At 73.6% G+C, this 26,027-nt stretch carries 22 protein-coding genes; 14 read left to right on the top strand and 8 right to left on the bottom strand.

The features are described 5' to 3' along the window. The first annotated feature begins 304 nt into the window (after window positions 1-304). Complete coding sequence (locus NQU55_RS35345) at window positions 305-1,630, top strand: serine/threonine kinase C-terminal domain-containing protein (RefSeq protein ID WP_206330224.1); 1,326 nt, start codon at window positions 305-307, stop codon at window positions 1,628-1,630. On the opposite strand, the gene NQU55_RS35340 is transcribed toward NQU55_RS35345, so the two are convergent. Then, complete coding sequence (locus tag NQU55_RS35340; protein ID WP_256791803.1) at window positions 1,615-3,222, bottom strand: class I adenylate-forming enzyme family protein; 1,608 nt, start codon at window positions 3,220-3,222, stop codon at window positions 1,615-1,617. The two genes, NQU55_RS35345 and NQU55_RS35340, sit on opposite strands and share 16 nt — an antisense overlap. A gap of 132 nt (window positions 3,223-3,354) precedes the next feature. On the opposite strand from NQU55_RS35340, the gene NQU55_RS35335 reads away from it, so the two are divergent. From NQU55_RS35335 to NQU55_RS35320, 4 genes are all read left to right on the top strand, one after another. Continuing rightward, window positions 3,355-4,554, top strand: a complete 1,200-nt coding sequence (locus NQU55_RS35335) for an amidohydrolase family protein (protein WP_168096272.1) — start codon at window positions 3,355-3,357, stop codon at window positions 4,552-4,554. 6 nt (window positions 4,555-4,560) lie between these two features. Then, window positions 4,561-5,730 (top strand): acyl-CoA dehydrogenase family protein, encoded by a 1,170-nt coding sequence (locus NQU55_RS35330; RefSeq protein WP_168096271.1) that lies wholly within the window; start codon window positions 4,561-4,563, stop codon window positions 5,728-5,730. Window positions 5,731-5,732: 2 nt separating this feature from the next. Further along, on the top strand, window positions 5,733-6,800 hold the full coding sequence (locus NQU55_RS35325) for an acyl-CoA dehydrogenase family protein (protein ID WP_256791802.1): 1,068 nt from the start codon (window positions 5,733-5,735) through the stop codon (window positions 6,798-6,800). 413 nt (window positions 6,801-7,213) lie between these two features. Beyond that, window positions 7,214-7,684, top strand: coding sequence for an ATP-binding protein (locus NQU55_RS35320; RefSeq protein ID WP_168091103.1), 471 nt, complete (start codon window positions 7,214-7,216; stop codon window positions 7,682-7,684). A 263-nt stretch (window positions 7,685-7,947) separates the two neighbouring features. Here the strand turns inward: NQU55_RS35320 and NQU55_RS35315 are convergent, their stop codons facing one another. After that, entirely contained in the window at window positions 7,948-8,871 is a 924-nt protein-coding gene (locus NQU55_RS35315) for a cyclase family protein (RefSeq protein WP_168091102.1), read from the bottom strand. Window positions 8,872-8,973: 102 nt separating this feature from the next. On the opposite strand from NQU55_RS35315, the gene NQU55_RS35310 reads away from it, so the two are divergent. The 4 genes from NQU55_RS35310 to NQU55_RS35295 are packed head-to-tail and all read left to right on the top strand — an operon-like array spanning window position 8,974 to window position 13,630. Further along, complete coding sequence (locus NQU55_RS35310) at window positions 8,974-9,885, top strand: SDR family NAD(P)-dependent oxidoreductase (protein ID WP_168091101.1); 912 nt, start codon at window positions 8,974-8,976, stop codon at window positions 9,883-9,885. A gap of 13 nt (window positions 9,886-9,898) precedes the next feature. Continuing rightward, window positions 9,899-11,062, top strand: a complete 1,164-nt coding sequence (locus tag NQU55_RS35305; RefSeq protein ID WP_168091100.1) for an acyl-CoA dehydrogenase family protein — start codon at window positions 9,899-9,901, stop codon at window positions 11,060-11,062. Then, window positions 11,059-12,522, top strand: a complete 1,464-nt coding sequence (locus tag NQU55_RS35300) for an aldehyde dehydrogenase family protein (protein ID WP_168091099.1) — start codon at window positions 11,059-11,061, stop codon at window positions 12,520-12,522. Before NQU55_RS35305 ends, NQU55_RS35300 begins: the two co-directional genes overlap by 4 nt. Window positions 12,523-12,556: 34 nt before the next feature. Continuing rightward, entirely contained in the window at window positions 12,557-13,630 is a 1,074-nt protein-coding gene (locus NQU55_RS35295; protein WP_168091098.1) for a Zn-dependent alcohol dehydrogenase, read from the top strand. Between the two features lie 65 nt (window positions 13,631-13,695). Here the strand turns inward: NQU55_RS35295 and NQU55_RS35290 are convergent, their stop codons facing one another. Next, window positions 13,696-14,727: a GlxA family transcriptional regulator gene (locus NQU55_RS35290; RefSeq protein ID WP_168091097.1), complete on the bottom strand. Its 1,032-nt coding sequence runs from the start codon at window positions 14,725-14,727 to the stop codon at window positions 13,696-13,698. Between the two features lie 229 nt (window positions 14,728-14,956). Here NQU55_RS35290 and NQU55_RS35285 point away from each other — a divergent pair, with 229 nt between their 5' ends. Together NQU55_RS35285 and NQU55_RS35280 are read left to right on the top strand one after the other, a co-directional pair. After that, on the top strand, window positions 14,957-16,255 hold the full coding sequence (locus NQU55_RS35285; RefSeq protein ID WP_168091112.1) for an MFS transporter: 1,299 nt from the start codon (window positions 14,957-14,959) through the stop codon (window positions 16,253-16,255). A gap of 91 nt (window positions 16,256-16,346) precedes the next feature. After that, window positions 16,347-17,378, top strand: a complete 1,032-nt coding sequence (locus NQU55_RS35280; protein WP_168091096.1) for a DUF1109 domain-containing protein — start codon at window positions 16,347-16,349, stop codon at window positions 17,376-17,378. 65 nt (window positions 17,379-17,443) lie between these two features. On the opposite strand, the gene NQU55_RS35275 is transcribed toward NQU55_RS35280, so the two are convergent. Genes NQU55_RS35275 through NQU55_RS35265 form a run of 3 tightly spaced genes read right to left on the bottom strand, consistent with a single transcriptional unit; the run spans window position 17,444 to window position 21,286 of the window. Then, complete coding sequence (locus NQU55_RS35275; RefSeq protein WP_240976109.1) at window positions 17,444-18,103, bottom strand: flavin reductase family protein; 660 nt, start codon at window positions 18,101-18,103, stop codon at window positions 17,444-17,446. A 41-nt stretch (window positions 18,104-18,144) separates the two neighbouring features. Then, entirely contained in the window at window positions 18,145-19,023 is an 879-nt protein-coding gene (locus NQU55_RS35270) for an enoyl-CoA hydratase/isomerase family protein (RefSeq protein WP_168091095.1), read from the bottom strand. A 37-nt stretch (window positions 19,024-19,060) separates the two neighbouring features. Next, window positions 19,061-21,286 (bottom strand): acetate--CoA ligase family protein, encoded by a 2,226-nt coding sequence (locus NQU55_RS35265; RefSeq protein WP_168091094.1) that lies wholly within the window; start codon window positions 21,284-21,286, stop codon window positions 19,061-19,063. A 180-nt stretch (window positions 21,287-21,466) separates the two neighbouring features. On the opposite strand from NQU55_RS35265, the gene NQU55_RS35260 reads away from it, so the two are divergent. Further along, window positions 21,467-22,018, top strand: a complete 552-nt coding sequence (locus NQU55_RS35260) for a Zn-ribbon domain-containing OB-fold protein (RefSeq protein WP_256791801.1) — start codon at window positions 21,467-21,469, stop codon at window positions 22,016-22,018. Here the strand turns inward: NQU55_RS35260 and NQU55_RS35255 are convergent. Continuing rightward, a complete protein-coding gene (locus tag NQU55_RS35255; RefSeq protein WP_240976108.1) occupies window positions 21,957-22,652 on the bottom strand; it encodes a pyridoxine/pyridoxamine 5'-phosphate oxidase in 696 nt (231 codons plus the stop codon). The two genes, NQU55_RS35260 and NQU55_RS35255, sit on opposite strands and share 62 nt — an antisense overlap. Window positions 22,653-22,824: 172 nt before the next feature. Further along, window positions 22,825-24,003: a thiolase C-terminal domain-containing protein gene (locus tag NQU55_RS35250; protein WP_168091092.1), complete on the bottom strand. Its 1,179-nt coding sequence runs from the start codon at window positions 24,001-24,003 to the stop codon at window positions 22,825-22,827. An 87-nt stretch (window positions 24,004-24,090) separates the two neighbouring features. Between NQU55_RS35250 and NQU55_RS35245 the strand changes: the two genes are divergently transcribed. Then, window positions 24,091-25,374, top strand: a complete 1,284-nt coding sequence (locus tag NQU55_RS35245) for an acyl-CoA dehydrogenase family protein (protein ID WP_168091091.1) — start codon at window positions 24,091-24,093, stop codon at window positions 25,372-25,374. Continuing rightward, window positions 25,371-25,913: a nitroreductase family deazaflavin-dependent oxidoreductase gene (locus NQU55_RS35240; RefSeq protein ID WP_372504871.1), complete on the top strand. Its 543-nt coding sequence runs from the start codon at window positions 25,371-25,373 to the stop codon at window positions 25,911-25,913. Before NQU55_RS35245 ends, NQU55_RS35240 begins: the two co-directional genes overlap by 4 nt. The last annotated feature ends 114 nt before the right edge of the window (window positions 25,914-26,027 follow it).

Genomic DNA, 26,027 nt, shown 5'->3' with positions numbered 1-26,027 from the left:
CCCCCCCCCCCGGACGGCCCCGGGGGGAAGCCCCCCGGGGCGGCCCCCCCCCGGCCCGGCCTTCCCGGGCCGGCCCCCGGCCCGGCCCCCCCCCCCCCCCCGCCCCGCCGTCACCCCGCCGCGCGCGCCTGCCGCACCCGAACCCCCGCCCCCGCCGCCCCCGCCCGTCTCGCCATCTCCGCCGCCCCGCCCTGCCGTCAGCGCCCCTGAAACCCCTGATGCCCCTGATGTCCCGGCCGCCTGGGGGACTCCCGGGCAGCTGCCCGGGAGTCCCCTCGTCGCCGAGCGTGCCCGGCAGGCCCGGATGGTCGTCGTCGGGGCCGTCACCGAGCGGTGGGCTCCGGAGCAGGCGTGGCCCGTCCAGGAGAGCTGGCAGCTGGCACCCCCGGTCGGCCCCGCGGCCGACTTGTGGGCGCTCGGGGCCCTGCTCTTCCGCGTCGTGCAGGGGCACGCCCCCTACCCGGAGGACAGCGCGGCCGAGCTGGTGCGGATCGTGTGCGCGGAGCCTCCCGCGTTCGCCGAGGAGTGCGGCGCCCTGCGCCCCGTCGTCGAGTCGCTGATGCGCAAGGACCCGGCGGAGCGCCCCGAGTTCGAGGAGCTCCGCGGCTGGCTGCGCTCCCTGATCCGCTCGGCACCGGAACCGGATCCCGGCGGCCGCACGCTCACGGTGCCGCCCGCCGAGCCGGAGCCCCCGGCGGAGGAGCGGCACCGGCTCCCGGCCGTCCGGCGCAAGGGCGAGGTCGTGCGCCGCAGGCGCGGCAGCCGTTCCATCACGGCCGTGGACACCGCCCCGCCCGCGCACGGCCGCCACAAGAAGACGGCCAAGGACAACGCCCCCGCCGCCCGCCCCGCGGAACCCCGCACCGGCCATCTGCAGGAGCAGCGCGGCCGCCCCACCCGCTCGGCGTTCGGTCTGGGCCGGATGCTGCTGAGCCTGGTCCTGCTGCTGTTCCTCGGTGCCGCGCTGTACGCGATGGTGTTCATGCCGCGCGCCGAGGAGAGCGCGAGCCGGGCGGGCCGTGCGCCCGAGGACCTCACGGGTACGGCCGACGCACGCAGTGCGGCGCCCCGCGCCCCGGCCACCACGGGCAAGTCGGGTGGGAGCGGCCCGCCGGCGACGTCGGCGGCACCGGTCACATCTGCGTCGCCGGAAGCACCGAGCGCCGACTCCGGGGGCCCCGCCGAGGGCTTCGCCCTGCGTCAGGACCCCAAGGGGTTCACCGTGGCCGTGGCCAAGGACTGGCGGCGCCGGGGGGAGAACGACCGCGGGCAGGTCGTCTACGCCGGCGGGGACTATCAGCTCATCGTGGTGCCCGGCCGGGACAAGGTGGCGGAGTTCGGCAGCGATCCGATGGCGTACCAGCAGGAGAAGGAGCCCGAGCTGGCGGCGTACCGCTCCTCGTCGTGGTCCGCGGCCTCCGGGCTGCGCCGTATCGACGTGGGCCGGACGGCGTCGGCGGAGGGCACGTTCAACTGGACGGACGGCGACGGCCGCCAGGTCTACGTGCGCAACTCCGCCACGATCCTGGGCGGCCGCTACCACCTGCTGCAGGTGATCGGGCCGGTGAACGAGCAGCGCGCGGTGGACCGCTTCTTCGAACAGGCGGCGGCCGCCTACCGGGCGGACTGACCGGGCTCGCCGCACGCTCCGAAGCGCTCCCGCAGCTTGTACTTCAGCACCTTGCGCAGGGTGTTGTCGCGGGGGAGCAGGGCGACCAGCTCCAGCTGCTCCGGGATCTTGTGCACGGACAGCCCGGCGCCCGTCAGGTGGGAGGCGAGCTCGCCGAGGGTGAGCGGTGCGGTTCCGGGAGTCTGCTGGACGACGGCGCAGACGCGTTCCCCGCGTACGGGGTCGGGCAGTCCGATCACTGCGGCGTCGTCGACCGCCGGGTGGCGCCGCAGGAGTTGTTCGACTTCCTGGGCGGAGATGTTCTCGCCCTTGCGGATGATGACGTCCTTGGCCCGGCCGGTGAGGACGAGGTGGCCTTCGGCGGTGAGGAAGCCGAGGTCGCCGGTGATGAGGAAGCCGTCGGCGTCGAAGGCCTCGGCGGTCTGGGCGGGGTCGAGGTAGCCCCGGCAGACGGCTTCGCCACGCAGCCGTACCCCGCCTTCGGTGCCGGCCGGCACGGGCTCGCCGTGCGCATCGGTCACGCGGATCTCCATGCCCGCGGCCGGCCGCCCTTCCGTGCGGGCGAGGTGTTCCGCCGTGTCCTCCGGGTCCCCCATGGTGATCATCGGGGCTTCGGTCATGCCGTAGCCGTGGGCCAGCCGGCAGCCCAGCTCGCGGACCACCTCGCCGTAGAGCTCCGGTGGTCTGGGCGCGCCACCGCCCGCCAGGAGCCGGAGGGTAGGGATGATCTTGCGCCCGGGCTGTTTGCGCTGTTCGGCGAGGAACATCGAGTAGAAGGCGGTCGACCCGCCCGCGACGGTGACGCCGTTGCGGCGGTAGGCGCCGAGCGAGCCGGGCAGGGAGAAGTGCTCCACGAGGAGGGAGGGGAAGCCGCGCAGGAGGAGCATCACGGTGTAGTCGGGGCCCGCGACGTGTGCGTAGGGGAAGGCCATGGACCCGACGTCCTGCGGGGTGAGCCGTAGTGCGGCGGCCAGGAAGGCGCCGGCGGTGATGAGCCCGCGGTCGGTGTGCAGGGCGCCCTTCGGGGCGGAGGTGGTGCCGGAGGTCCAGTAGATCCAGCGGACGGCGGTGCCGTCGGCGGGCGGTGGAGGGAGCGTCGCGGGGTCCCCTTCGGGCAGGCTGCCGTGGACGGTGAGGACGAGGGGCGGCGCGGGGAGCGCGAGGGCGAGCCGGTACGCCATGGCGCAGTGGTCGAAGCCCCGCCATATGCCGGGGACGGCGAAGAACCCGGCCTCGGTGGCCCGTAGCGCGTGGCCGACCTCATGGTCGCGGTAGGAGGGGATGAGGGGCGTCTGCACCGCGCCGATGCGGGCCAGCGCGAAGGACAGGACGACGGTCTCGATGCGGGTGGGCAGCTGCCAGGCCACCCGGCTGCCGGGGCGCACCCCGAGCGCGTAGAGCCCGGCGGCGGTGCGTTCGGCGCGTGTCCGCAGCTCCCCGAAGGTCATCCTGCGGTCGCCCGCCCCGGGCTCGGCGCCTTCCGGCTCGTCGGCCTGGATGAGGGCCGGTGCGCCGGGGGTCAGCTCCGCGCGGCGGTCGAGCAGCTCCCACAGGGTGCGGGAGGCGGACAGGTCGTCGTCGGCGCGGGTCATGGCGTGCCCTCCACGGAAACTGACTGTGCGTCAGGAAAGTGCGGCGAAGCGTAGGCCGTCACGGCTTGTCGGTCCAGGGGGCCGGGGCTAGCCTCGGAACTGACTGACCGTCAGATAACGGGAGTGCCCCCGATGGAACTGCCCCGCATCGTCAGCGTCGACGACCACGTCATCGAGCCCGCCCACCTCTTCGAGCGCTGGCTGCCCGCCCGCTACCGCGACCGCGGCCCCCGCCCCCTGACCACCGGCATCGGCCGGCTCGAGTACACCGGCGGCAAGTACGTCATCGCCATGGACCCCGACGGGCCGCCCGCCGACTGGTGGATCTACGAGGACCTCCGCTTCCCCTACAAGCGCAACATCGCTGCCGTCGGCTTCGACCGCGACGAGATGACCCTGGAGGGCATCACCCGCGCCGAGATGCGCCCCGGCTGCTGGGACCCCGCCGAACGCCTCAAGGACATGGACCTCAACCACGTCGAGGCGTCCCTGTGCTTTCCGACCTTCCCGCGCTTCTGCGGCCAGACCTTCGCCGAGGCGCGCGACAAGGAGGTCGCCCTCGCGTGCGTACGCGCCTACAACGACTGGATGGTCGAGGAATGGTGCGGCGACAGCGGCGGGCGGCTCATCCCCCTGTGCCTCATCCCGCTGTGGGACGTGGACCTCGCCGTCGCCGAGATCCACCGCAACGCCGCCCGCGGCGTCCGGGCCGTGACCTTCAGCGAGCTCCCCACCTGTCTCGGCCTCCCCAGCATCCACACTGGCTACTGGGACCCCTTCTTCGCCGCCTGCCAGGAGACCGGCACCGTCGTCAACATGCACATCGGCTCCTCCTCGCAGATGCCCGCCGCGTCTCCGGACGCGCCGCCCGCCGTCCAGGCGACCCTGTCCTTCAACAACGCCATGGCCTCGATGGCCGACTTCCTCTTCAGCGGCGTCCTCGTGCGATACCCCCGCCTCAAACTCGCCTACAGCGAGGGCCAGATGGGATGGATCCCCTACGCCCTGGAGCGCGCCGACGACGTCTGGGAGGAACACCGCGCCTGGGGCGGCGTGCGCGACATCGTCCCCGAGCCGCCCTCCACGTACTACTACCGCCAGATCTTCTGCTGCTTCTTCCGCGACAAGCACGGCGTCGCCTCGCTCGACGCCGTCGGCCGCGACAACGCCACCTTCGAGACCGACTACCCCCACGTCGACTCGACCTTCCCCCACACCAAGGCGGTCGCCCTCGAACACGTGCGAGGACTGGACGACGAGACCGTCCGCAAGCTCATGCGCGGCAACGCCATCCGCATGCTCGGCCTGGACCTCGACCCCCTGGGCGGGTGAGGGGCGATGGACCTCACTTCGACCGGGGAAGAGAAGGACTTCCGCCGGCGGCTGCGCGCCTGGCTCCACGACACCCTGCCCGGCCTTCCCCCCGAGCCCCCCGCCGACGACTGGCCCGCACGCCGCGCCTACGACTGCGCCTGGCAGCGCGCCCTCCACGACGCCGGCTACGCGGGTCTGCACTGGCCGGCCGAAGCCGGCGGCCGGGGCGCCACCCCGACCCAGCACCTGATCTTCATCGAGGAGACCGAGCGCGCCGGAGCCCCCTACGTCGGCGCCAACTTCGTCGGGCTCCTGCACGCGGGCCCCACCATCGCCGCCGAGGGCACCGCGGCCCAGCGCGCCCGCTGGCTGCCCCCGATCCTGCGCGGCGAGGAGATCTGGTGCCAGGGCTTCTCCGAGCCCGAAGCCGGCTCCGACCTGGCCTCCTTGCGCACCCGGGCCGTCCGCGACGGCGACTCCTACGTCATCACCGGCAGCAAGATCTGGACCTCCCACGCCGAGGTGGCCGACTGGTGCGAACTCCTCGTCCGCACCGACCCCGCGGCCCCCCGGCACCGCGGCATCTCCTGGATCGCCCTGCCGATGGACGCCCCCGGCGTCACCGTCCGGCCGCTGCGCACCCTCGCGGGGACCACCGAGTTCGCCGAGGTGTTCCTCGACGAGGTGCGGGTGCCGGCGACCCACCGCGTCGGCCCCGAGAACGACGGCTGGCGCGTCAGCATGGTCACCCTCTCCTACGAGCGCGGCACCGCCTTCGCCGGCGAGGTCGTCGCCTGCCGCCGCACCCTCGTCCGGCTCGCCCGCGCGGCCCGCGCCGACGGCCGCTGGGACGACGCGGTACTGCGCCGCCGCCTCGGGCGCCTGAACGCCGAGTTCACGGCGCTGTGGCGGCTCGTCCAGTGGAACGTCGGCGAAGCCGCCCACGCCGCGCGCACCGGCGGCGACGGAGTCCCGGGCGCCGGAGGCTCCGTCTTCAAGCTGCGCTACTCCCAGGCCCGCCAGGAGCTCTACGACGCCGCCGCCGAGGTACTCGGGCCGGAGTCCCTGGACGTCCGCCAGGAGTGGACGGCGCAGCGCCTGTCCTCGCTCTCCTACACGATCGCCGCGGGCACCTCCCAGATCCAGCGCAACATCATCGCCGAGCGCATCCTCGGCCTCCCCAAAGGGCGATGACCATGGACTTCCGCCTCACCGACGACCAGCGGGCTCTGCAGGCGGGGATGCGGAGCCTCCTCGCCGCCCGCCATCCCCGCGAGCGGCTGCGCGCCCTGGCCGACGCCGCCCCTTCACCGGCCGGACCCCGCGGGCCGGACCCCGCGCTGTGGCGGGCCCTGGGGGAGGCCGGTTTCTTCTCCCTGAGGCTGGCGGAGAAGGACGGCGGCGTGGGGCTCGGGATGCCCGAGGCGGTCCTCCTCTTCGAGGAGGCCGGGCGCGCCCTGCTGCCGGGGCCGCTCGTCGCCACGCACCTGGCCGCGGGATTCGTCGAGGGGGCGGCCGAGGGCACCTGTGTGGTGACGGCCCTGGACGGCCCCGGAGCCGCCGAGCACCTCGCCGCCGCCGAGGCCGTCCTGCTGCTGGACGGCCCGGCCGCCCGGCTCCTGCACGCAAGCGCCGGGGGAGCCCCGCGAGCCCTGCGGGCACGCCCCGTCCGGTGCGTGGACCCGACGACGCCCCTCCACCTCGTACGACAGCTGCCCCGGCGGCCGGACGGCGGCGTACCCGACCTGCCCGCCGACGCGGCCCGGATGCGCCGGGAGGGTGCCCTGCTGACCGCCGCGCAGCAACTGGGCAGCGCCTTCCGCACCGTGGAGCTGGCGGTCTCCCACGCCCGGCACCGCTCCCAGTTCGGCCGCCCGGTCGGCGGCTTCCAGGCGGTGCAGCACCTCTGCGCCGACATGCTCGTGCGCGCCGAGCTCGCGCGGGCCGCGGTCTATGCGGCGTCACTCTCGGTGGGCCCCGACGAACCGGTTGAAATCGCCGCCGCCAAACTGCTCGCTGACAGTGCAGCTGTGCGCAACGCTCGTGACTGTCTGCAAGTGCACGGTGGCCTGGGGTTCACCTGGGAATCCGACGTCCATCTGCACCTCAAACGCGCCTGGCTGAGGCTCCGTCAATGGCAGTCCTCCGCCGATTCCGAGGAATTGCTTGCGAATACCCTGCTCGGCGATGCTTCACACATCCCGGGCCGCAGTCCGGCGAATGATGCAACGGATGTTCTGGACGCAGAGAATGTCACGGCGTAATCGTCATGGGTGAAATGACGGGCATATCATGCTGAACCGCTCACAGCATGTCGATATCAGGCTGTGTCCCGGACGTTACTCGTCACAGGGCGGAGTCGGGTCCGGGCTCGGGTACTCTCCCTTGAATGCGAGAGGTTCAGAAGCGCGACGGGGTGGAAGTTGCCCATGTGGCGTCGCCGGGCGTGCACATGTCTGATGCTCGTCCCGGAACGGGTCCGAAAGGCCCTCGGTGTTCGAGTCTCCGCAGCACGCGTCGCACAGTATGCAGCAGCCATACTCCTTTGCGCCGGAATATGCCCGAAGCGCTTGTTGGGGTGACTGTGCGTCAACCATGCTGTCTCGGAAGGAGATCACGTTCCGTGATCCCTCGGAGACGCGAGGCGTTGTGTCCGCCGGTACGGATGGTGTGAGCGGTGCAGGTGCTTCAGATGCAGATGGAGGTCCGGGCCGACCCCGCGGAGGTGGGGCGGGCCCGCAGGTGGGCGAGGTCGCGACTGGCCGGGTCGGGGATAGGCGTCGATGAGCCGCTCGCCGAGACGCTGATCCTGCTGATCTCCGAGCTGGTCACCAACGCCGTGGTCCACACCGGCTGCCCGGCCGTGCTGCGGATGCTCTTCCCGGGCGCCGGCGCCGCCGGGGCCGGCGGCTACGCGGGCACCGTCCGCGTCGAGGTCGCCGACATCAGCGCCCGTCCGCCCCGCCGCAGGTGCGCGGGCGGCGAGGACACCGGCGGCCGCGGTCTGGAGCTGGTCGACGGTCTCGCCGACCGCTGGGGCTGGCAGGCCGAGGGCAGCGGCAAGCGCATCTGGTGCGAGGTCGACCGCACGGGCCCCTCGTGGGTCGGCGCTTTCGACGGACCGCGCGCCGTCATAAACCGGGCTTAATCGACAAAGTCCAGACCAGGTGTTGACGTGAAGTGTCCACGTGATCACTCTTGGATGCAGCGATTCGTTGCGAGGGGACGTCGAGAGGCCCATAGTCACCGGGCTGCCTTGGCGAGTACGGGTCGCGGTCCGGCGCGGTTCAGGGCTTCGGCGCCGGAGCCGGCGGCGACGTGCGGTGCCGTGCTCGGGGTGCGCATCGGTACGTCGCCGCCTGCTCACGTCCCTTGGGGCCTCCTCCCGCCGGCCTGCCCGTCCGTCGCGGCTCAGAGCACGGCGACCGGCGCCACGGGCGCCCCCACCCCGCCCTCGAAGGGCTCGGGTGTCGCCGTCAGCAGGAAGGCGTAGCGCCGCTCCTCCGCACATGCCGCGGAGAGCCCCTCCAGATTCCAGTTCTGTCCCTGCATCATCCCCATCTCCACCAGGTGCAGTGCGTGCACCGGCAGCCACAGGCCCTCGATCTCCGGTGGGAACACCTCGAAGCAGAGGGTGTCGTCGGCGACGGCCGCCACGTCCCGGGCGTGGAACCACTCGGGCGTCCGGATCGACAGCCCGGGCGACGAATGCCCGTACGCCCGCCGGTCGCCGCCCAGATAGTGCTGCATGTGGCCGGTGCGGACGAGCGCGATGTCCCCCGGGCCCACGGCGACCGCCCCCATGTCCTCGGCCGCTTCCAGGTCCTCCGGGGTGACCGCGTGGCCGGGCTCCAGGCGCTCCACGCCCCGGGCGCGCGCCACGTCGAGCAGCACCCCGCGCGAGACGACGTGCCGGGCCTTCTCGATGCCGCTGTAGGCGGCGCGCGCGTGCGCGGTCACGGAGTCCGCCGGCCGGCCGTTGTAGATCCTGCCGCCGTGGGAGACGTGCGGCAGTGCGTCCCAGTGGGTGCCCGCCTGGAGGCCCATGGTGACGGCGTCGTCGCTCGTGGCCACTGATTCCGGGGCGTACTGCTGGTTGATGGAGAGCATCGTGTGCAGGGGATTGACTCTGCCGGGGATCAGCCCGGTCTGGATCCCGCGCTGGCGCAGGGGTACGGCCAGGGCCACCCTCCGGCCGGTGAGCACGGTGGCCGCGGCTTCGCGGACGACGGCGTCCGTGATCAGGTTGAGGGTGCCGATCTCGTCCCTCTCGCCCCAACGTCCCCAGTTGTTGACCCGCTTGGCGATCTCGTGGAACTCCGGCGGCAGCGGCATGGACTCCCTCCCCGGATCGGTCCCTGTGCGGGGCTTGTGCCTTCGCGGGCTCTGCCCAAAAATCTAACGGTCCGTCAGATGGAGCGGGAAGGGGCGTGCGCCATGGGGAGCTTCTTGGCCGGAAAGGCGGTCGCCGTCACCGGGGCGGGCCGCGGCATCGGCCGCGCCGTCGCCCTCGCCTGCGGGGCCGAGGGGGCGAAGGTCGTGGTCAACGACTACGGCGTCTCCGTCGAAGGGAACGAGCCCACGAGCGAGGTCGCCGCCGCAGTGGTCAAGGAGATCGAGGCGGCCGGGGGTGAGGCCGTCGCCGTCGCGGACGACGTGTCGGCCATGTCCGGCGGGCAGCGGATCGTGGACACCGCCCTCGCCCGCTACGGGCGTCTCGACGGCGTCGTCTGCGCCGCCGGGATCCTGCGCGAACGGATGCTGTTCAACATGACCGAGGAGGAGTGGGACCCCGTCATCGCCACCCACCTCAAGGGCACCTTCACGGTCTTCCGCGCCGCCTCCGCGGTCATGCGCCGCCAGAAACACGGCACCCTCATCGGCTTCACCAGCGGCAACCACCAGGGCAGCGTCGCCCAGGCCAACTACTCCGCCGCCAAGGGCGGCATCATCTCCCTCGTCCGCAGCGCCGCCCTCGGCCTGCACAAATACGGGATCACGGCCAACTGCGTCGCTCCCGTGGCCCGGACGCGGATGTCCGCCGACGTGCCGATGGAGCTGGAGGAGATCGGCGACCCCGAGGACGTGGCGGCACTCGTCGTCTACCTGCTCGGCGAACAGGCCCGCGAGCAGGGCGTCACCGGGCAGGTCTACACGGTCGCCGGCCCCAGGATCGCCGTGTGGGCCCAGCCCCGCGAACTGCGCTCCGTCTGCGCGGAAGGCTCCTGGACGCCCGAGCGGATCGCCGGCCTCCTGCCCCGCACCGTCGGCACCGACCCTATGCCGATGCTCGCCCGCCTGGAGGCGATGGCCGAAGCGGCCGCCGCCAAAGCCCGCCCCAACGCGTGACGGGGGGCCACCCATGGACTTCTCCTTCGGGCCGGAGGACCGGGCCCTCCGGCAGGAGGCGCGCGCCTGGCTCGCCGAACACCTCGCCGGGGAGCCGCCTCCCGCCCCGGGCCGCGCCTGGGAACGCGAGCTGGGCGCCGACGGCTGGATCGGCCTCGGCTGGGACCCCGCGGCCGGCGACTACGGCAACCGCACCGCGCCCCTGACCGGGCAGGTCGTCTGGGCCGAGGAGTACTCCCGCGCCGGGGCGCCCGCCCGCCTCGGCCACATGGGCGAGCACCTCCTCGCCCCCACCCTCATCGCCCACGGCGACCCCGCACAGCGCACCCGCTTCCTCCCCGCCATCGCCCGCGGCGAGGAGATCTGGTGCCAGGGCTACAGCGAACCCGGCGCAGGCTCCGACCTCGCCGCCGTCCGCACCGCCGCCGTCAGGGACGCCGGCGGCCGCACCTACCGCATCACCGGCCAGAAGCTGTGGACCTCCTACGCCCACCGGGCCGACTGGTGCTTCCTGCTCGCCCGCACCACCGCGGGCTCCCACCGGCACCACGGGCTCTCCCTGCTGCTCGTGCCGATGGACCAGCCCGGCCGCATCGAGGTCCGCCCGATCCGGCAGCTGACCGGCGAAGCCGACTTCAACGAGGTGTTCTTCGACGGCGCCGAGGCCCGCGCCGACCACGTGCTGGGCGGGGAGGGCGACGGCTGGCGGGTCGCCATGGACCTCCTCGGCCGGGAGCGCGGGGTGGCCGCCCTCGCGCAGCAGATCGGCTTCGCCGCCGAGCTCGCCCGCATCGTCCGCCTCGCCCGGGGGACGGGAGCCGCAGCGGAACCGGCGGTGCGCGACCGGATCGTACGGCAGTGGGCCGACCTGAGGACCATGCGGTGGACGGCCCTGCGGACCCTGGGCGGCACGGGCGACCCCGGTGCGCCCAGCGTCGCCAAGCTGCTCTGGAGCAGCTGGCACCAGCGCCTCGGCGAGCTGGCCATGGACGTGCGGGGTGCGGGTGCGGCCCTCGGGCCGCACGACTGGAGCGAAGAGCGCCCCTATGAACTCGATGCGCTGCAGCGGATGTTCCTCTTCTCCCGGGCCGACACGATCTACGGAGGCTCGGCCGAGGTGCAGCGCACCGTCATCGCCGAGCGCGTGCTCGGCCTTCCGAAGGAGCCCCGGCCATGAGGACGTACGGGAACTGGATCGGCGGTCAGTGGCGCACGCCCGAAAAAGGTCACTATCCAGTTGTCAATCCGGCGACCGAGCAGGTCGTCGGGGCGGCGCCGGAGGCGACCCCCGCCGAGGTCGCCGCCGCCGTGACCGCCGCGCAGGCCGCGCAGGACGGCTGGTCCCGTACGGATCCGCGTGAACGCGCGGCCGTACTGAACCGGACAGCGGAACTGATCACCGAACACGGAGCGGAGCTCCTGCCTCTGCTCCAGGCCGAGACGGGCGCGACGGCGCGCGTCACCTCGGCCCTGCAACTGCCCCCGGCGGTGGACCGCTTCCGCCGCTACGCCCGCGGGGCGCTGGAGCCGGCGGTCGTCCCGCTCGCACCGCACCCGGTCCAGGGCAGCCCGCTCGCTCCCGGCGGCCTGATGGGCGCCGCCGCGGTCCGTCGCCCCGTGGGCGTCGTCGCCTGCATCACCTCCTACAACTTCCCGGTCGTCAACCTCGTGGGCAAGCTCGCGCCCGCCCTGGCCATGGGAAACACGGTCGTCGCCAAGCCGGCGCCGCAGGATCCCCTCTGCTGCCTCCGCCTGGGACCGATCCTCCGGGAGGCCGGCCTCCCGGACGGTGTCTTCAACATCGTCACCGGCTCGGGACCGGATGCCGGCCGCGCGCTCGTGTCCCACCCCGGCGTCGACATGATCAGCTTCACCGGATCCACCACGGTCGGAAAACAGATCGCCGAGGCCGCGGGGAGGTCGATGAAGCGCACCCTGCTCGAACTGGGCGGCAAGGGCGCGGCCATCGTCCTGGGGGATGCCGACGACGCGGTGCTCACGTCGGCGATCGGGGCGGTCGGTTCGGTCTGGTCCTTCCACAGCGGACAGATCTGCACGGCGCCGACCCGGGTGCTCGTGCAGCGGGCGCTGTACGAGAAGGTCGTCGCCGGTCTCGAACGTTACGCCCGGACACTGAAGATCGGGGACCCTGTGGATAACTCCACGGTCGTCGGCCCGTTGATCTCCGCCGCCCAGCGCGACCGGGTCGAGGCGTACATCGCCGCCGCCCGTGCGGACGGCGCCCGGATCGTCGTCGGCGGCACCCGCCCCGACGTCAAGCCGGGTTTCTACGTCGCCCCGACCCTGGTCGCCGACGTCGCCCCCGAAAGCCCGGTCGCCCGCGAGGAGTTGTTCGGCCCCGTCGTCGTCGCCCTGCCCTTCGAGGACGACGAGGAAGCCGTCCGCATCGCCAACAGCACCTCCTACGGCCTCCACGACTACGTCTTCAGCGCCGACTCCGCCCGCGCCTGGGCCCTCGCCGCACGTCTGCGCAGCGGGAACGTCGGCCTCAACACCGTCCAACGGCACCCCGAGACACCGTTCGGCGGCTTCAAGGAGAGCGGCGTCGGCAGGGACGGCGGCTCGTTCGGCCTGCACGCGTACAGCGAACTCCAGTCGGTCGTCTGGGCGTCCTGAGCCCGCTCCGCACCCTTTCGAGAGGACCGCAGCCATGCGAGGCGTCATCTTCGACGGGAAGCACCCCCTGGTCGCCGACGATCTGGAGGTCCGCGCACCGGGCCCCGGCGAGGTCCTCGTCGCCGTCGCGGCCGCGGGCCTGTGCCACAGCGACCTGTCCGTGGCCGACGGCACCATCCCGTACCCGCTGCCCGTGGTGCTCGGGCACGAGGGCGCGGGCGTGGTCGAGGCCGTGGGGCCCGGCGTCACCCACGTCGCGCCCGGCGATCACGTGGCCCTGTCCACGCTCGCCGCCTGCGGCGCCTGTGGCGAGTGCGACCGGGGCCGGCCGACCATGTGCCGCGAGTCGATCGGCAAACCGGCCCGGCCTTTCACCCGCAAAGGTGAGCGACTTTTCCACTTCGCTTCCTGCTCCGCCTTCGCGGAACGCACCGTCGTCAAAGCCGTCCAGGCGGTCAGGATTCCCACCGACATACCGCTGACCTCGGCGGCGCTGATCGGCTGCGCCGTCCTCACCGGCGTCGGCGCCGTCCTCAACCGCGCCCGGGTCCGCCCCGGCGCATCGGTCGTCGTCATCGGCGCCGGCGGGGTCGGGCTCAACGTCCTGCAGGGCGCCCGGATCGCCGGAGCCTCGGTCGTCGTGGCCGTCGACGCCAACCCGCACAAGGAGACGGCGGCCCTGCAGTTCGGCGCCACCCACTTCGTCGGCGCCGGCGCGGTCCCCGATGCTTCGGCCGCCGTCCGCGCCATCCTGCCGGCGGGTGCCGACCACGCCTTCGAGTGCGTCGGCGACACCGGACTCGTCCGGCAGGCGATCGACCTGCTCGACCGGCACGGCCAGGCGGTGCTGCTCGGCGTGCCGCCAGCCGGCGCCGAGGCGTCCTTCTCCGTCTCGTCCCTCTACCTCGACAAAGCGATCCTGGGCTGCCGCTACGGCTCCTCGCGCCCGCAGCACGACATCGCCCTCTACGCCCGGCTCTACCAGGAGGGACGCCTCCTCCTGGACGAACTCGTCACCAGGACCTACCCGGTGGAGGACTTCGCGCAGGCCGCGGACGACACCCTGAACGGCCGCGTCTCCCGCGCCGTCCTCACCTTCCGCCGCTGAAACGCGGCCCTGCGACCGCCGATCCGCCCGGACGGCGCAGCCCGGACGACGCCGCCCGGCCGCACTCAGCGCCGGGCGGCCCGGCCCACCGCACGGAACGTCCGCCGGTAGGCGGTCGGGGAGACGCCGAGCGCCGCCTGCAGGTGCTGCCGCATCGACGCGGCCGTGCCGAACCCGGCGTCCCGCGCGACCTGGTCGACGGAGAGGTCGCTGTCCTCCAGCAGATGGCGCGCCCGCTCGACGCGCTGCTGCGTCAGCCACTGGCCCGGGCTGATGCCGACCTCTTCGCGGAAGCGGCGCGTGAACGTCCGCACGCTCATCGCCTCCTGCTCGGCCATGTCCCGCAGCTGGATGGGCCGGTCCAGCCGTCCCAGCGCCCAGGCGCGGGCCGCGGTGGTCGTCGCGAGCTGGGGTTCGGGAACCGGCCGCTGGATGTACTGTGCCTGGCCGCCGTCGCGGTGCGGCGGGACGACGCTGCGCCGGGCCACCTCGTTCGCCACGGCCGTGCCGTGGTCGCGCCGCACGATGTGCAGGCACAGGTCGATGCCGGAGGCCACGCCGGCCGACGTCAGGACGTCGCCGTCGTCGACGAAGAGCACGTCGGCGTCCACCCGGACGGACGGGAACATCCGCTGGAAGCGTTCCGTGCTGGTCCAGTGCGTGGTCGCGGGCCGGCCGTCTAGGAGGCCCGCTGCCGCGAGGATGTACGAACCGGTGCAGATCGACACCATGCGCGTGCCGGGGCGTATGCGGGCGAAGGCGGCGGACAGGTCGTCGCCGAGCCGGCCCTCGTCGTAGGGCAGCCCGAACTCGTAGGAGGCCGGAACGACGATCGTGTCGGCCTCGGCCAGGGCTTCCGGGCCGAGCTCGACGTTGATCGAGAAATCGGCGTCGGTCTGCACCGGCCCGGCCTCCAGGGCGCAGGTCACCACCTCGTACAGCGGGTCCCCGGAGGATGTCCTGGCCTTGCCGAAGATCCGGTACGGGATGGCCAGTTCGAACGGGATCACGCCCGCCAGGGCGAGCACGGCCACGCGGTGCGGCGGCGCGTCGGGATGCTGGTCGGAGCGGGTGATCCCCGCCGTTCTCTGCGTCATTTCCGTTCGCCCCCCACAAGGCTTCCGTGCTGTTCGGTCTGTCCGGTCTGCTCGGCACTGCCCGGTCCGGCGTGACGGGATCCGGCCGGATCGCTTGGCCCGATCCTAACGGGTGCTGTCCTTTCGGCCACTCGTCCGGAGGGGAGCCCCTCCTGATGCTGATGTCGTGACCCACGCAACCGGACTTCCCACCCCGCCGGAGAGCCCCTCCGGGCGCCCGGGCCCCTCCGTGTCCCCGGGCGCCGCCGCAGGCCCCGGCCGGCGCCGCCCGCGCCTCCACCGCGCCTGGTCCGTGGCCGCCGTCACCTTCGTGACGATCATCGGCGCGGCGGGCTTCGCCTCCCTGCCCGGCCTGCTGATCGAGCCGCTCCACGGCGAGTTCGGGTGGTCGCGCGGCACGATCGGCTTCGCCGCTTCCGTCAACCTCGCCCTGTACGGCCTCACGGCGCCGTTCGCCGCCGCCCTGATGGACCGGTTCGGCATCCGCAAGGTCGTCGCCTGCGCCCTGACCGTGATCGCCGCCGGCGCCGGGCTGACGGTCTTCATGACCGCCGCATGGCAGCTCGTGCTGTGCTGGGGCGTGCTCGTCGGCCTCGGCAGCGGCTCGATGGCCCTGGCCTTCGCGGCCACGGTCACCAACCGGTGGTTCACGGCCCGGCGGGGACTGGTCACCGGAATCCTCACCGCCGCCGGAGCGTCCGGGCAGCTGGTCTTCCTTCCGCTGCTCTCCTGGATCGTCGAGCACCACGACTGGCGGCCCGCCGCCGTGACCGTCTCCGTCGCCGCCCTCGTCGTCGTGCCGTTCGTGTGGCTGCTGCTGCGCGACCACCCGGCGGACGTCGGCCTCGCCCCGTACGGCAGCGACGTCCCCGTACCGAAGCCGGCGCCCGCGCCCGGTGCGGCGCGGCGTGCGGTCAGGGCGCTGCTCGACGCGGCACGTACGGGGCCGTTCTGGCTGCTGGCAGGGACCTTCGCGATCTGCGGAGCCTCCACGAACGGTCTGGTGAAGACGCACTTCGTGCCCGCCGCGCACGACCACGGCATGCCGATGACGGCCGCCGCGGGGCTGCTCGCCGTCATCGGCATCTTCGACATCGCCGGGACCATCGCCTCCGGATGGTTCACCGACCGGTTCGAGGCGCGCAGGCTGCTGGCCGTCTACTACGGGCTGCGGGGCCTGTCCCTGATGTTCCTGCCGATGCTGCTGGCGCCCTCCGTCCACCCGCCGATGGTCTTCTTCATCGTCTTCTACGGTCTCGACTGGGTCGCCACCGTGCCGCCCACCATCACCCTGTGCCGCGAGCACTACGGCGAGGACAGCGCGATCGTCTTCGGCTGGGTGCTCGCCTCCCATCAGGTCGGCGCCGCAGTGGTGGCCTTCCTGGGCGGCGTGGCCCGTGACGCCTTCGGATCGTACGACCTCGTCTGGTACGCCTCGGGCGCGCTGTGCGCCGTAGCCGCCCTCATGGCCCTGGTCATCCGCAGGCGACCGCAGGCGGCCGGGCGGGTCGCGGCGGGCACGGCGTAAGCGCATACATGCGGTCAAGCAGGGATCAATCGGTCGGCAAAAGCAACCTCTCAGCCCCCGGGGGAATCCTTCCCTGGGGAGAGGGGCAGTGATGACACAGCACACTGAGCCGGAGGCCGTACCGGACGCGATACCGGAAGCCGCACCGGTCGACGCGGTGACGGGCGCCGGGTCCGGGGAGACCCCTCGGGCGCAGAGGCGCGTGATGCATCCGGACGGGTTCGGCGCGGCGTTCTGCGCGTCGATGGCCGCGCTGTGCGCAGAGGCCGCCGTCGCCGGGACCACCGGCATCCTCGTGCTGCTCTCGCGCGAGCACGAAGGCCTGCCGCACGGCCTCCTGGTGATCGCCGGGATCGTGTTCGCCGTCGCCCTGCTCGGCGTCCTCGTCAGCGGGTTCGTCACGGCCGTCGCCGTGATGCCCGCACTGGCGCTCGCCCGTACGGTCACCCGCCGCCCGGGCCGCCGCGACGGCCCGCTGTGGAACGCGGCCGCGGTGCCCTTCGTGTCGGCCGCCGCGGTGGCCGTGTTCGGCGGCGTGTCGGCCCTCGGCAGCCTCTCTCCGGCGGCCCCGCTGAAGTACCTCCTGTGGTGGGCCTGCCTCACGGCCGCCCTGCTGCCCGCCACCCTGATCGCCGGAGTCGCCGGACAGCGCGTCCGGGACGGCCGGTCGGAGCGCACGGCCCGCAGGGTCGCGCGCGACGGCGCCGTCGCATGGCTCGCCGTGGGGGCCGTCGGGGCCGCCGTCTACGGGACCGGAGCCGTCGAGGTCTACCAGCCGCCCAGGCTCGACTCGGCGCAGCTCGCCGGCGTCTGGACCGACGGCCGCGACGGCACGGTCAAGCTGTCCGCCGACGGCACGGCCGTGGCCGAGGGCCTCGACAACTACGTGTGGGACGGCACCGGCAAGGACCGGCCGAAGGACTGCGACGGCTCGGGGACGTGGAAGCCGGTCAAGGACAACGGGAAGGTCCAGGGCCTGTCGCTGCGCATCGGCTCGTGCGAGCTCAGGCGCAACTGGAGCGTCAGCGGCACCGGCAAGGAGCCCCGGCTCTTCCACGAGATCGGCAAGCCGGGCTCCGGCAAGCGGTACGTGCTGACGAAGGTCGTCGAGCACGAGAAGTGACCGCCGCGCCGGGGCCCGGCGGTCACAGGTCGGGGCCCGCCGGTCACAGGCCGGGGGCCTGTCGGTCACAGGTCGAGCGCGGTGAACGTTCCGAACGTGCTCCCGTAGAAGATCAGTGGCCCCTCCTGGGCCGCGGCCGCGGCCTCGTCCGCTCCCAGCGCCTCGACGCGCCCCACGACGATGAGGTGGTCCCCGCCCGTGTGCACGGCGTGCACCGTGCAGTCGGCCCACGCGAGCACGTCCGCGAGCAGGGGTGACCCCGTCGCGGGCGAAGGGCCGTGCCGTACGCCCGTGAACTTGTCCGCCGCCTGCGCGCCGCTCACCGCGAAGGCCCTGCAGAGTGCGCTCTGCCCGGCGCCGAGGATGTTGACGCAGAAGACCCCGGCGCGGGCGATGCGCGGCCAGGTGGTGGACGTGCGGCCGACCATGAAGACCACGAGCGGCGGATCGAGGGACAGCGAGGCGAAGGACTGGCACGCGAAGCCCGCGGGCGGTCCGCCGCCGGCGCCGGGTGCGGTGATCACGGTGACGCCGCCGGCGAACCGGCCCAGGACGCGGCGCAGTTCCCGGGGAGCGGGCGGAGGCGGCTCGTCCGCCCGGACGGCCCGCAGCTCCGGCCGGGGCATCGGGTCGGGCGGTGGCGTCGCGGGGGCCGGTGTGCCGGCGGGGCGCAGATAGCGGACGGCGAGGGCGGCCATGCCTGCGTGTCCCATCATGAAGGCCATTGAATCTGATGGTTCGTCAGTTTTGAAGGTTCCCGGGACCGCTAATGCCCCCGGTAGGCCGGGCTGCGGTGTTCGAGGAAGCTCTTGACGCCCTCCCGTGCGTCCTCCGTCGTCATGTTGATCTCCTGAGCGGCGGCCTCCGCGGCGAACGCCGCCGCACGGTCGCTGTCCAGCGAGGCGTTGACCAGCTGTTTCGTCAGAGCGAGGGCCCGTGTCGGCCCCGTGGCGAGCCGCTCGGCCCACGAGCGCGCCGTGGCCGTCAGCCCCGCCCCGGCCACGACGCGGTTGACCAGCCCCATCCGCTCCGCCTCGGCGGCGGTGAGCGCGTCGCCGAAGAACATCAGCTCCTTCGCCCGCTGCGGCCCCACCAGCCGCGGCAGCAGGTACGCGCCGCCGCCGTCGGGGACGAGGCCGCGGCGCACGAACACCTCGACGAAGGTGGCGGATTCGGCCGCGAGGACGAGGTCGCAGGCCAGCGCGAGGTGCGCGCCCAGCCCCGCCGCGGTCCCGTTCACGGCGGCGATCACGGGCTTCTCGCAGTCCAGCACGGCGGCGACCAGCCGCTGGGCGCCCCGGCGGATCGTGCGCGCCACGTCGCCGGGCAGCCGGCCCGAGGCGACGGACGCCGCCGATACGCCCGGAACGGCCGGGTCCATGGCGCTGGACGCGGTGGCGCGCAGGTCGGCGCCGGCGCAGAACGCCGCGCCCGTGGCCGTGATGACGACGGCCCTGACGGCCGGGTCCGCCGAGGCCCCGGAAAGCTGGGAAATCAGGAGTTCCCGCTGCTCGGGGGCTATGGCGTTCATGACCTCGGGGCGGTTGAGCGTGATCCACGAGACCCCGTTGTCAGTGGTGTGGAGTATCACTGAGTCATCGGGACCGCCGCGGTCGAGCGGCTTGTCACGGGGGGAGAGGGACATGGGGGTTCTCCTGCTTCCACGCGCTGCCGCGCGCTGTTCAGTGGCAGAAGGCGAGCGCGTCCAGGGCCACGGCGCCCTGACCGCGCTCGAGCACCACCAGGGGGTTGATGTCGAGTTCGGCGAGTGCCCCGCCCAGCTCCAGAGACATGCGCTGGACACGCAGGACGGTCTCCACGAGCGCGTCCACGTCGGCCGGGGGCGCCCCCCGGACGCCGTCCAGCAGGGCGCGTCCGCGCAGCCCTTCGAGCATGGCGCGCGCGTGGTCCTCACCGAAAGGCGGCACGGCCACCGCGGTGTCGCGGAGGACCTCCACCAGCGCCCCGCCCAGGCCGACGGTCACCGTCGGACCGAAGAGACTGTCGGGCGAGATGCCGACCACCATCTCGACCCCGCGGCCGACGAGTTGGCAGACGAGGACGCCGTCCAGCGGCAGCCCTTCGTAGCGCGCGATGTCGGTGAGCTCGCGATAGGCGTCGCGGACCTGGCTGGCCGAGGTCAGGCCGATCTTGACCAGCCCCAGCTCGGTCTTGTGCGCGAGCTGCGGGCCCGAGGCCTTCATCACCACCGGGTAGCCCACGAGCCCGGCCGCCCGTACGGCCGCCGCCGCGCTGGTCACCAGCTGCTCGCGGGGCACGCGTATGCCGTACGCGCGCAGCAGCTGCTTGGCCGCGTGCTCGCTGAGTTGCTCGCCCGGGCGCATGAGTTCCTGCGCCTTGCGCGCCGAGGGGGACGGGGTGCGGGGCGCGGTGTCGAAGGGGGAGCGGTAGGTCGCGGTGAAGCGGTGGTGGCCGAGGTAGGCGCGCACGGCGGTGACGCAGTTGGAGAAGGTGCGGAAGGTGGCCACGCGCGAGGAGCCGAGAAGGGTGGTGCGATAGGCGTCCTCGGTGCCGACGGGGGAGCCCCAGACCACGCAGACCAGCTTGTCCGTCTGCTCCGCCGCGTCGACGAGGTCGCGCACGAGCTTGTCGCTCATGGGCGGGAAGGGTCCCGGCACGGGGCAGATGAGCACGCCGATCGAGGGGTCGTTCAGCAGCGCGTCGATGATCTTGCGCCCGCGATGGTCGCCGACGGGATGGCCGCCGCAGTCCACGGGGTTGGCCACGTTCAGGTACTCCGGGATCCACTGGTGGAGCTCGGCCTGCTTCGCGGCGGAGAGGGCGGGGAGCGCCAGGCCCGCGGCCGTGGCCAGGTCGGCGAAGTGGGCGCCGGTGCCGCCGGATATCGAATAGACGGCGACACCGGGGGCCCGCGGCGGCCGGGCGCGGGCCAGCAGTGCCGCGGTGTCCTGCAGCTCGTCCAGGCTGTCGACACGGATCACGCCGAACTGCCGCATGGCCGCGTCCACCACGTCGTCCGCGCCGGTCAGCTTGCCGGTGTGGGAGGCGGCGGTGCGGGCGCCTGCCTCTGTCCGGCCGACCTTGACGGCGACGACGGGCACCTTGTGCCGGGCGGCCCGGTCCGCGGCGAGCAGGAAGGCGCGGCCGTCCTTGAGGCCTTCCACATACGCGGCGATCGCTCCCACCTCGGGCCGGGTGGCGAAGTAGGAGATGAAGTCCGCGCACTCCAGGTCCGCTTCGTTGCCCGTGGGCGCCCAGTGCGAGAGGCGGACGCCGAGCTCCTGGAGGGCGAAGACCGGGCGGCCCTGGTGGCCCGACTGGGTGATCAGGGCGATGGCGGGGCCGTCGAGGTCGTCGCGGAAGCGCTCGAAGGCGTTGAGGTTGGTGTTCGGGCCGAGGAGGCGGACCCCGGACCGCCGGGCGGCGTCCGCGAGGGCGGCCTGGGCGGCGGCGCCCGCGGGGCCGGTCTCGGCGAATCCGGCGGCGAAGGCCACGGCGAAGGCGGCCTTCGAGCCGTCCAGCTCCTCCAGGACGGGGAGCGGGTCGCCCACGAGGAGGACGGCGAGGTCGACGCGTTCGGGCAGGTCGCGAACGGACGGATGGCAGGGGAGGCCGAAGACGGAGGTACGGGTGGGGTGTACGGGGTGCAGGCGCGCGCCGACCCGTTCGGACCAGGCGATGAGCTGCCGGGTGATGCCGGTGTTGGGGCGGCCCTCGGCGTCCGAGGCGCCGATGACGGCGACGGTCTCGGGGCGGAAGAGCCGGTCCAGGTCGGGTATGTCCGAGCGCAGCGGCCTGCCGCTGACGTCGGTGTCCTCGGTGCCGTCGGCCGTGCCGTGGACGGCGGGGCCCGGACGCTCGCCGCAGGCCACCACGCGGGCCGGACGGGAGGTGGTGGTGAGGGTGCCGTGAGTCGATCCAAGCATCGTGTCTCGTCCACTCCTGCTCAATGGCCGACAAGCTGACGTATAGTCAGGCTACCTAGCTGACGTTCTGTCAGGAATGGCGCTGCGGGCAAACAAACGGAGGGCGTGGACGGGAAAACTCCCGGGGAAACGGGCGCGGAATGCAAGGGGGTTGGTGAATTGCACGCGAATCGTCCGCCGGTGCCCCCGGCGTCACCGGAGCGGCGTTTCACAGGGCCGCCGGCGCCGCGTTTCGACATCCCGGAAGCGGACGCCTTCACCCGCCCCTACTGGGAAGCGGCGGGCCGGGGCCGGCTGCTGATACGCCGCTGCCGCGCGGCCGGCTGCGGGCTGGCCCACCACTACCCCAGGGAGTTCTGCCCGCGCTGCTGGAGCGAGGACGTGGCCTGGGAGGAGGCGAGCGGCCGGGCCACGCTCTACACCTGGTCGGTCGTCCACGTGAACGACCTCCCGCCCTTCGGCGGGCGGGTGCCCTACACGGCGGCCGTGGTGGACCTCGCCGAAGGGCCGCGGATGATGACAGAAGTCGTCGGGTGCGAGGAGAGCGGGCTGCGGATCGGCGTGGCACTGGCAGTCCGGTTCCGGGAACTGGAAGGGGCGCGGCCCGCAGGCGAACCGCCCCTGTGCATACCGGTGTTCGGTGCTCCCCTCGACGCCGGTGCGGAACGGGTCAGGGCCAGAGGAGCTCGGTCGTCCAGCCGCCTTCCGCAGGGGGACGGCGACGGTAGTTGAGGCGTACGTGCCGGCGCCGGGCGTCCCCCTGGAAGAACTCGACTTCCTGCGCCTCCAGGACGTACAGGGTCCAGCTGCCGACGGGGGCGTCGGGCTCACGGCGGGCCCGCTCCCAGGCGGCGTCCGAGGCGCGCTCCAGCTCCTCGTACGACGCCAGCACCTCGCTCTGCCTGCCCACCAGCGCCGCCGCCAGTGCGCCCGTGGAGCGCCGGGCCAGGTCCGCCCGGCTCTCCGCGGCGCCCGCGGCCGTCACCGTCCCCTGGATGCGGACCTGACGCCCGACCGTCGGCCAGTAGAAGCCCAGGGCCGCCTCCGGGCGGGCGGCCAGCTCCCGGCCCTTGCGGCTCGTGCGGTGCGTGGCGAAGTGCCAGCCGTGCTCGTCGGCGTCGTGGAGCATCAGCGTCCGCACGGAGGGTCGGCCGGTCGCGTCGGCGGTGGCGAGCGTCATCGTGTGCGGCTCCGGCGTTCCGGCCCCGGCGGCGTCGATGAGCCACTGCTGGAAGAGGGGCAGGGGGTCGGCGGGGGCGGAGGCCGGGTCGAAGTGCGGCAGCTCGGTGTCCCACACGGGCAGGGAACGGAGGAGATCGTGAAACTTCTGCCGGCGGGTGCCGTCCGGTGCGTCTTCGTCGCTCATGGGTCCATCCAACACCGGTGTGGCCCGCATGATGCTGTGGCCTGCGGCCCGATCTCGCATGGCCCGGCTTCGTACGGCCTGGTCCCACATGGCCTGGTCCCACATGGCCCGGCCCCACATGGCCCGGCCCCGCACGGATCGGTTCCGTGCGGCCCGGCCCCGTGCGGCCCGGTCAGTCGCGGGCCAGGACCACGGTCCCCGCCGAGCAGAACCAGCCGCCCGTGCCCGAGGCGACGGCGATCCGCGGGAGCTCCCCGTCCGGCCTGTGCACCTGGCGGCCCTCCTCGGCCTCGCCGCGCAGCTGCCGCACGGCCTCGACCAGGAGGAACAGGCCCCGCATCCCGGGGTGGCAGGCGGAGAGGCCGCCGCCGTCCGTATTGACCGGCAGCCCGCCGCCCACCGTCAGCCTGCCGTGCTCCGTGAAGGCGCCGCCCTCGCCCTTGGCGCAGAAGCCGAGGTCCTCCAGCGTCACGAGCGTCATATAGGTGAAGGCGTCGTACAGCTCGGCCACGTCCACCTCCGCGGGGGTGACACCCGCGCGCGCGAAGGCCAGCCGTCCGGAGCGCGCGGCGGGGGAGACGGTGAAGTCCTCCCACTCCGACATCGCCGTGTGGGACACCGCCGTGCCGGATCCCAGCACCCACACGGGCGGCCGGGCGATGTCCGCGGCGTACTCCTCGGCCGCCAGCAGCACGGCGCAGCCGCCGTCCGACCGGATGCAGCAGTGGAGCTTGGTGAACGGGTCGGCGATCACGGGGCCGCCGAGGACGTCGTCCACGGTGATCGGGTCGCGGTACATGGCGTGGGGGTTGTGGCGGGCGTTGGCGCGCGCCTGGACGGCGATGCCGGCGAGCTGTTCCGGCGTGGTGCCGTACTCGTGCATGTGGCGGCGTGCGGCCATGGCGTACTTGGCGATGAGCGTGTGCCCGTAGGGGGCTTCGAACTGCAGCGGGCCCCGGGTGCCGTAGGAGAGGCCGGCGGTCCGGCGTCCCGCCTTGAGGTCGGCGCGGGCGGTGGAGCCGTAGACGAGGAGGACGGCGTTCGCGTGGCCCGCGGCGATGGCGTCGGCCGCGTGGGCCGCCATGACCTCCCAGGTGGCGCCGCCGACCGAGGTCGAGTCCACCCAGGCGGGGCGCAGGCCCAGGTGGTCGGCGATCTCCATGGGGGCCAGGGTGCCCAGGCCGGCGGAGGCGAGCCCGTCGACGGCGGACCGGTCGAGCCCGGAGTCGGCCAGGGCGCGCCGGGCGGCCTGTGCGTGGAGGTCGTAGGGGGTGGCGGAGTCGACCCGCCCGCAGTCCGAGAGGGCGATGCCGACGACGGCGACCTTGCGTGCGCGGCGGACGGAGGCCATGAACTGACGCTACATCAGATGAGGGGTGGGAAAGTCGGGTTGCCGGATTTAAAATGACGGCCCGTCAGATCCGGGAGGGCGTGTCCCATGGATGCCGCATTCACCGAGGAGCAGGGCGAGATCCGGCGCACCCTGCGCGAACTGCTGCTCAAGCGCTGCGGGCCGGACGGGATCCGGGCCGCGGTCCGCACCCGGGCCGGTTACGACGAGCCGCTGTGGCGGCAGCTGGCCGAGCAGCTGGGGCTGCCCGGGCTCGCCGTGGAGCGACGCCACGGAGGCGTGGGATGCGGCCCCACGGAGCTCGCCCTGGCCTGCGAGGAGACGGGTCGCATGCTGCTGCCGTCCCCGCTGCTCGCCACCGCGGGCCTCGTGGCCCCCCTGGTCGCCGCGCTGGGCACGCGCACGCAGCGGACGGAGCTGCTGCCGCGCATCGCCTCCGGCGAGCTGACGGGCGCGCTCGCACTGCCCCGGACCTCGCTGCCCGTGGCACTCGGCCTGACCGCGCCGGGCGGCGGCGACTGGGCCGGCGGCGGCAGGGCGGGCGGCGTACAGGCGCGGCCGGGCGTGGACGATCCGGGCTGGCGCCTGTACGGCGACGCGGAGCAGGTCCTCGACGGGCACAGCGCGGGAGTGCTGCTGGTCGCCGCCCGCACGGGCGGGTACGCACGCGGTCGCACGCTGCTGTTCGTCCTGCGGCCGGACGTGGTGCGCGGGGTGCGCCGTACGCGGCTGACCGCGCTGGACGAGACGCGTCCGCAGGCGCGGATCGAGCTGCGGGACGCGGAGGCCGATCTCCTCGGCCTCGTGGACGACGAGGTCCCGGCCGCGCTGGCCCGGCTGGGCGGGAGCGTTGCGGCGATGCTGGCCGCGGAGGCCGTCGGCGCGGCGGACCGGGCGCTGGAGATGACCGTCGAACACGTCCGGGCGCGTGAGCAGTTCGGGCGGCCCATCGGCTCCTTCCAGGCCGTCAAACACCGCCTGGCCGATCTCTACGTGTCCGTGCAGGCGGCGCGCTCGGCGGCGTACTACGCGGCGTGGGCGGCGGGAGACACGGCGGAGGCAGTGGACGCAGGGGCGGCAGGAGACGCAGAGATGGCAGGAGACGCGGGGGCGGCGGATGACGTAAGGGCGGCCGGAGACGCCGGCATCGCCCTCGCACAGGCGTTGGAAACGCTGCGGGCGGTGACCGCGGAGGCCGTCCAGCTGCACGGGGGCATCGGGGTGACGTGGGAGCACGACGTGCAGCTGTACTTCAAACGGGCTGCTTCGGACGGCCTGCTCTTCGGGCCCCCGGAGCGGTTGCGCGCCCGGGCGGCGGAGGTCGCCGGGCTGTTTGCCGGGCGCCCCGAGCGGGAAGCGGTGGCTCCGTGAACGGCACTGCGGCCCGGAGCGGGCAGCACGGGCACCGCAAGGAGCGCCTGGAGCGCGTGGTGCAGAGGCTCTCCTCGACCCGTACGTTCGCGCGGATCGCGCCGCACTGCGTGCCGGCCCTGGACCGTGCGGTGCACCGGCTGACGGGCGGCAGGACGCTGCTCAGCGCCCGCATGCTGCCCGGCCTGGTGCTCACGTCGACCGGCGCGCGGACGGGACAGGCGCGGCGTACGCCGCTCGCCTGCATGACGGAGGGGCCGAAGGGGAAGCCGCCGACTGCGTGGGTTCTGGTGGGGAGCAACTTCGGGCGCCCCGGTCACCCCGCCTGGACCGCGAACCTGCTGGCGCACGCGGAGGCGGAGATCAGCTGGAGGGGGCGGGAGGTGCCGGTGCGGGCCCGGCTGCTGACGGGTGCGGAGCGCAAGGCCGCGTGGGAGGCGGTGGTGGCGTTCTGGCCGCCGTACGCGCGGTACCAGGCGCGCGTGGACCGGGAGATCCGGCTGTTCCGGCTGGAGCCGCGTCCGGACGGCGAGGAGTGAGGGAGAACGGCGAGGAGCGCGGGAGAAGGGACTGAGGGCGGAAATCACTGCGGCGGGCCCCCCCCCCGCCCCGCCCGGGGGGGGGCCCCCGCCGCGGGGGCCCGGGGGGGCGAG

Origin of the sequence: Streptomyces telluris, assembly GCF_024519335.1 — a bacterium.
GTDB classification, from domain to species: Bacteria; Actinomycetota; Actinomycetes; order Streptomycetales; family Streptomycetaceae; genus Streptomyces; species Streptomyces telluris.
Note: the sequence above shows the minus strand (reverse complement) of the source record. Positions and strands in the feature narration are given on the sequence as shown.

Excerpts from the sequence above, each read along its gene's own strand:
- NQU55_RS35305 (WP_168091100.1), top strand. The coding sequence starts at position 9,899 with ATGGACTTCTCCTTCGGGCCGGAGGACCGGGCCCTCCGGCAGGAGGCG.
- NQU55_RS35345 (WP_206330224.1), top strand. The coding sequence starts at position 305 with ATGGTCGTCGTCGGGGCCGTCACCGAGCGGTGGGCTCCGGAGCAGGCG.
- NQU55_RS35275 (WP_240976109.1), bottom strand. The coding sequence starts at position 18,103 with ATGGCCTTCATGATGGGACACGCAGGCATGGCCGCCCTCGCCGTCCGC.
- NQU55_RS35325 (WP_256791802.1), top strand. The coding sequence starts at position 5,733 with ATGGACTTCCGCCTCACCGACGACCAGCGGGCTCTGCAGGCGGGGATG.
- NQU55_RS35290 (WP_168091097.1), bottom strand. The coding sequence starts at position 14,727 with ATGACGCAGAGAACGGCGGGGATCACCCGCTCCGACCAGCATCCCGAC.
- NQU55_RS35310 (WP_168091101.1), top strand. The coding sequence starts at position 8,974 with ATGGGGAGCTTCTTGGCCGGAAAGGCGGTCGCCGTCACCGGGGCGGGC.
- NQU55_RS35265 (WP_168091094.1), bottom strand. The coding sequence starts at position 21,286 with ATGCTTGGATCGACTCACGGCACCCTCACCACCACCTCCCGTCCGGCC.
- NQU55_RS35335 (WP_168096272.1), top strand. The coding sequence starts at position 3,355 with ATGGAACTGCCCCGCATCGTCAGCGTCGACGACCACGTCATCGAGCCC.
- NQU55_RS35330 (WP_168096271.1), top strand. The coding sequence starts at position 4,561 with ATGGACCTCACTTCGACCGGGGAAGAGAAGGACTTCCGCCGGCGGCTG.
- NQU55_RS35250 (WP_168091092.1), bottom strand. The coding sequence starts at position 24,003 with ATGGCCTCCGTCCGCCGCGCACGCAAGGTCGCCGTCGTCGGCATCGCC.
- NQU55_RS35255 (WP_240976108.1), bottom strand. The coding sequence starts at position 22,652 with ATGAGCGACGAAGACGCACCGGACGGCACCCGCCGGCAGAAGTTTCAC.
- NQU55_RS35245 (WP_168091091.1), top strand. The coding sequence starts at position 24,091 with ATGGATGCCGCATTCACCGAGGAGCAGGGCGAGATCCGGCGCACCCTG.
- NQU55_RS35295 (WP_168091098.1), top strand. The coding sequence starts at position 12,557 with ATGCGAGGCGTCATCTTCGACGGGAAGCACCCCCTGGTCGCCGACGAT.
- NQU55_RS35300 (WP_168091099.1), top strand. The coding sequence starts at position 11,059 with ATGAGGACGTACGGGAACTGGATCGGCGGTCAGTGGCGCACGCCCGAA.
- NQU55_RS35315 (WP_168091102.1), bottom strand. The coding sequence starts at position 8,871 with ATGCCGCTGCCGCCGGAGTTCCACGAGATCGCCAAGCGGGTCAACAAC.
- NQU55_RS35340 (WP_256791803.1), bottom strand. The coding sequence starts at position 3,222 with ATGACCCGCGCCGACGACGACCTGTCCGCCTCCCGCACCCTGTGGGAG.
- NQU55_RS35270 (WP_168091095.1), bottom strand. The coding sequence starts at position 19,023 with ATGTCCCTCTCCCCCCGTGACAAGCCGCTCGACCGCGGCGGTCCCGAT.
- NQU55_RS35280 (WP_168091096.1), top strand. The coding sequence starts at position 16,347 with ATGACACAGCACACTGAGCCGGAGGCCGTACCGGACGCGATACCGGAA.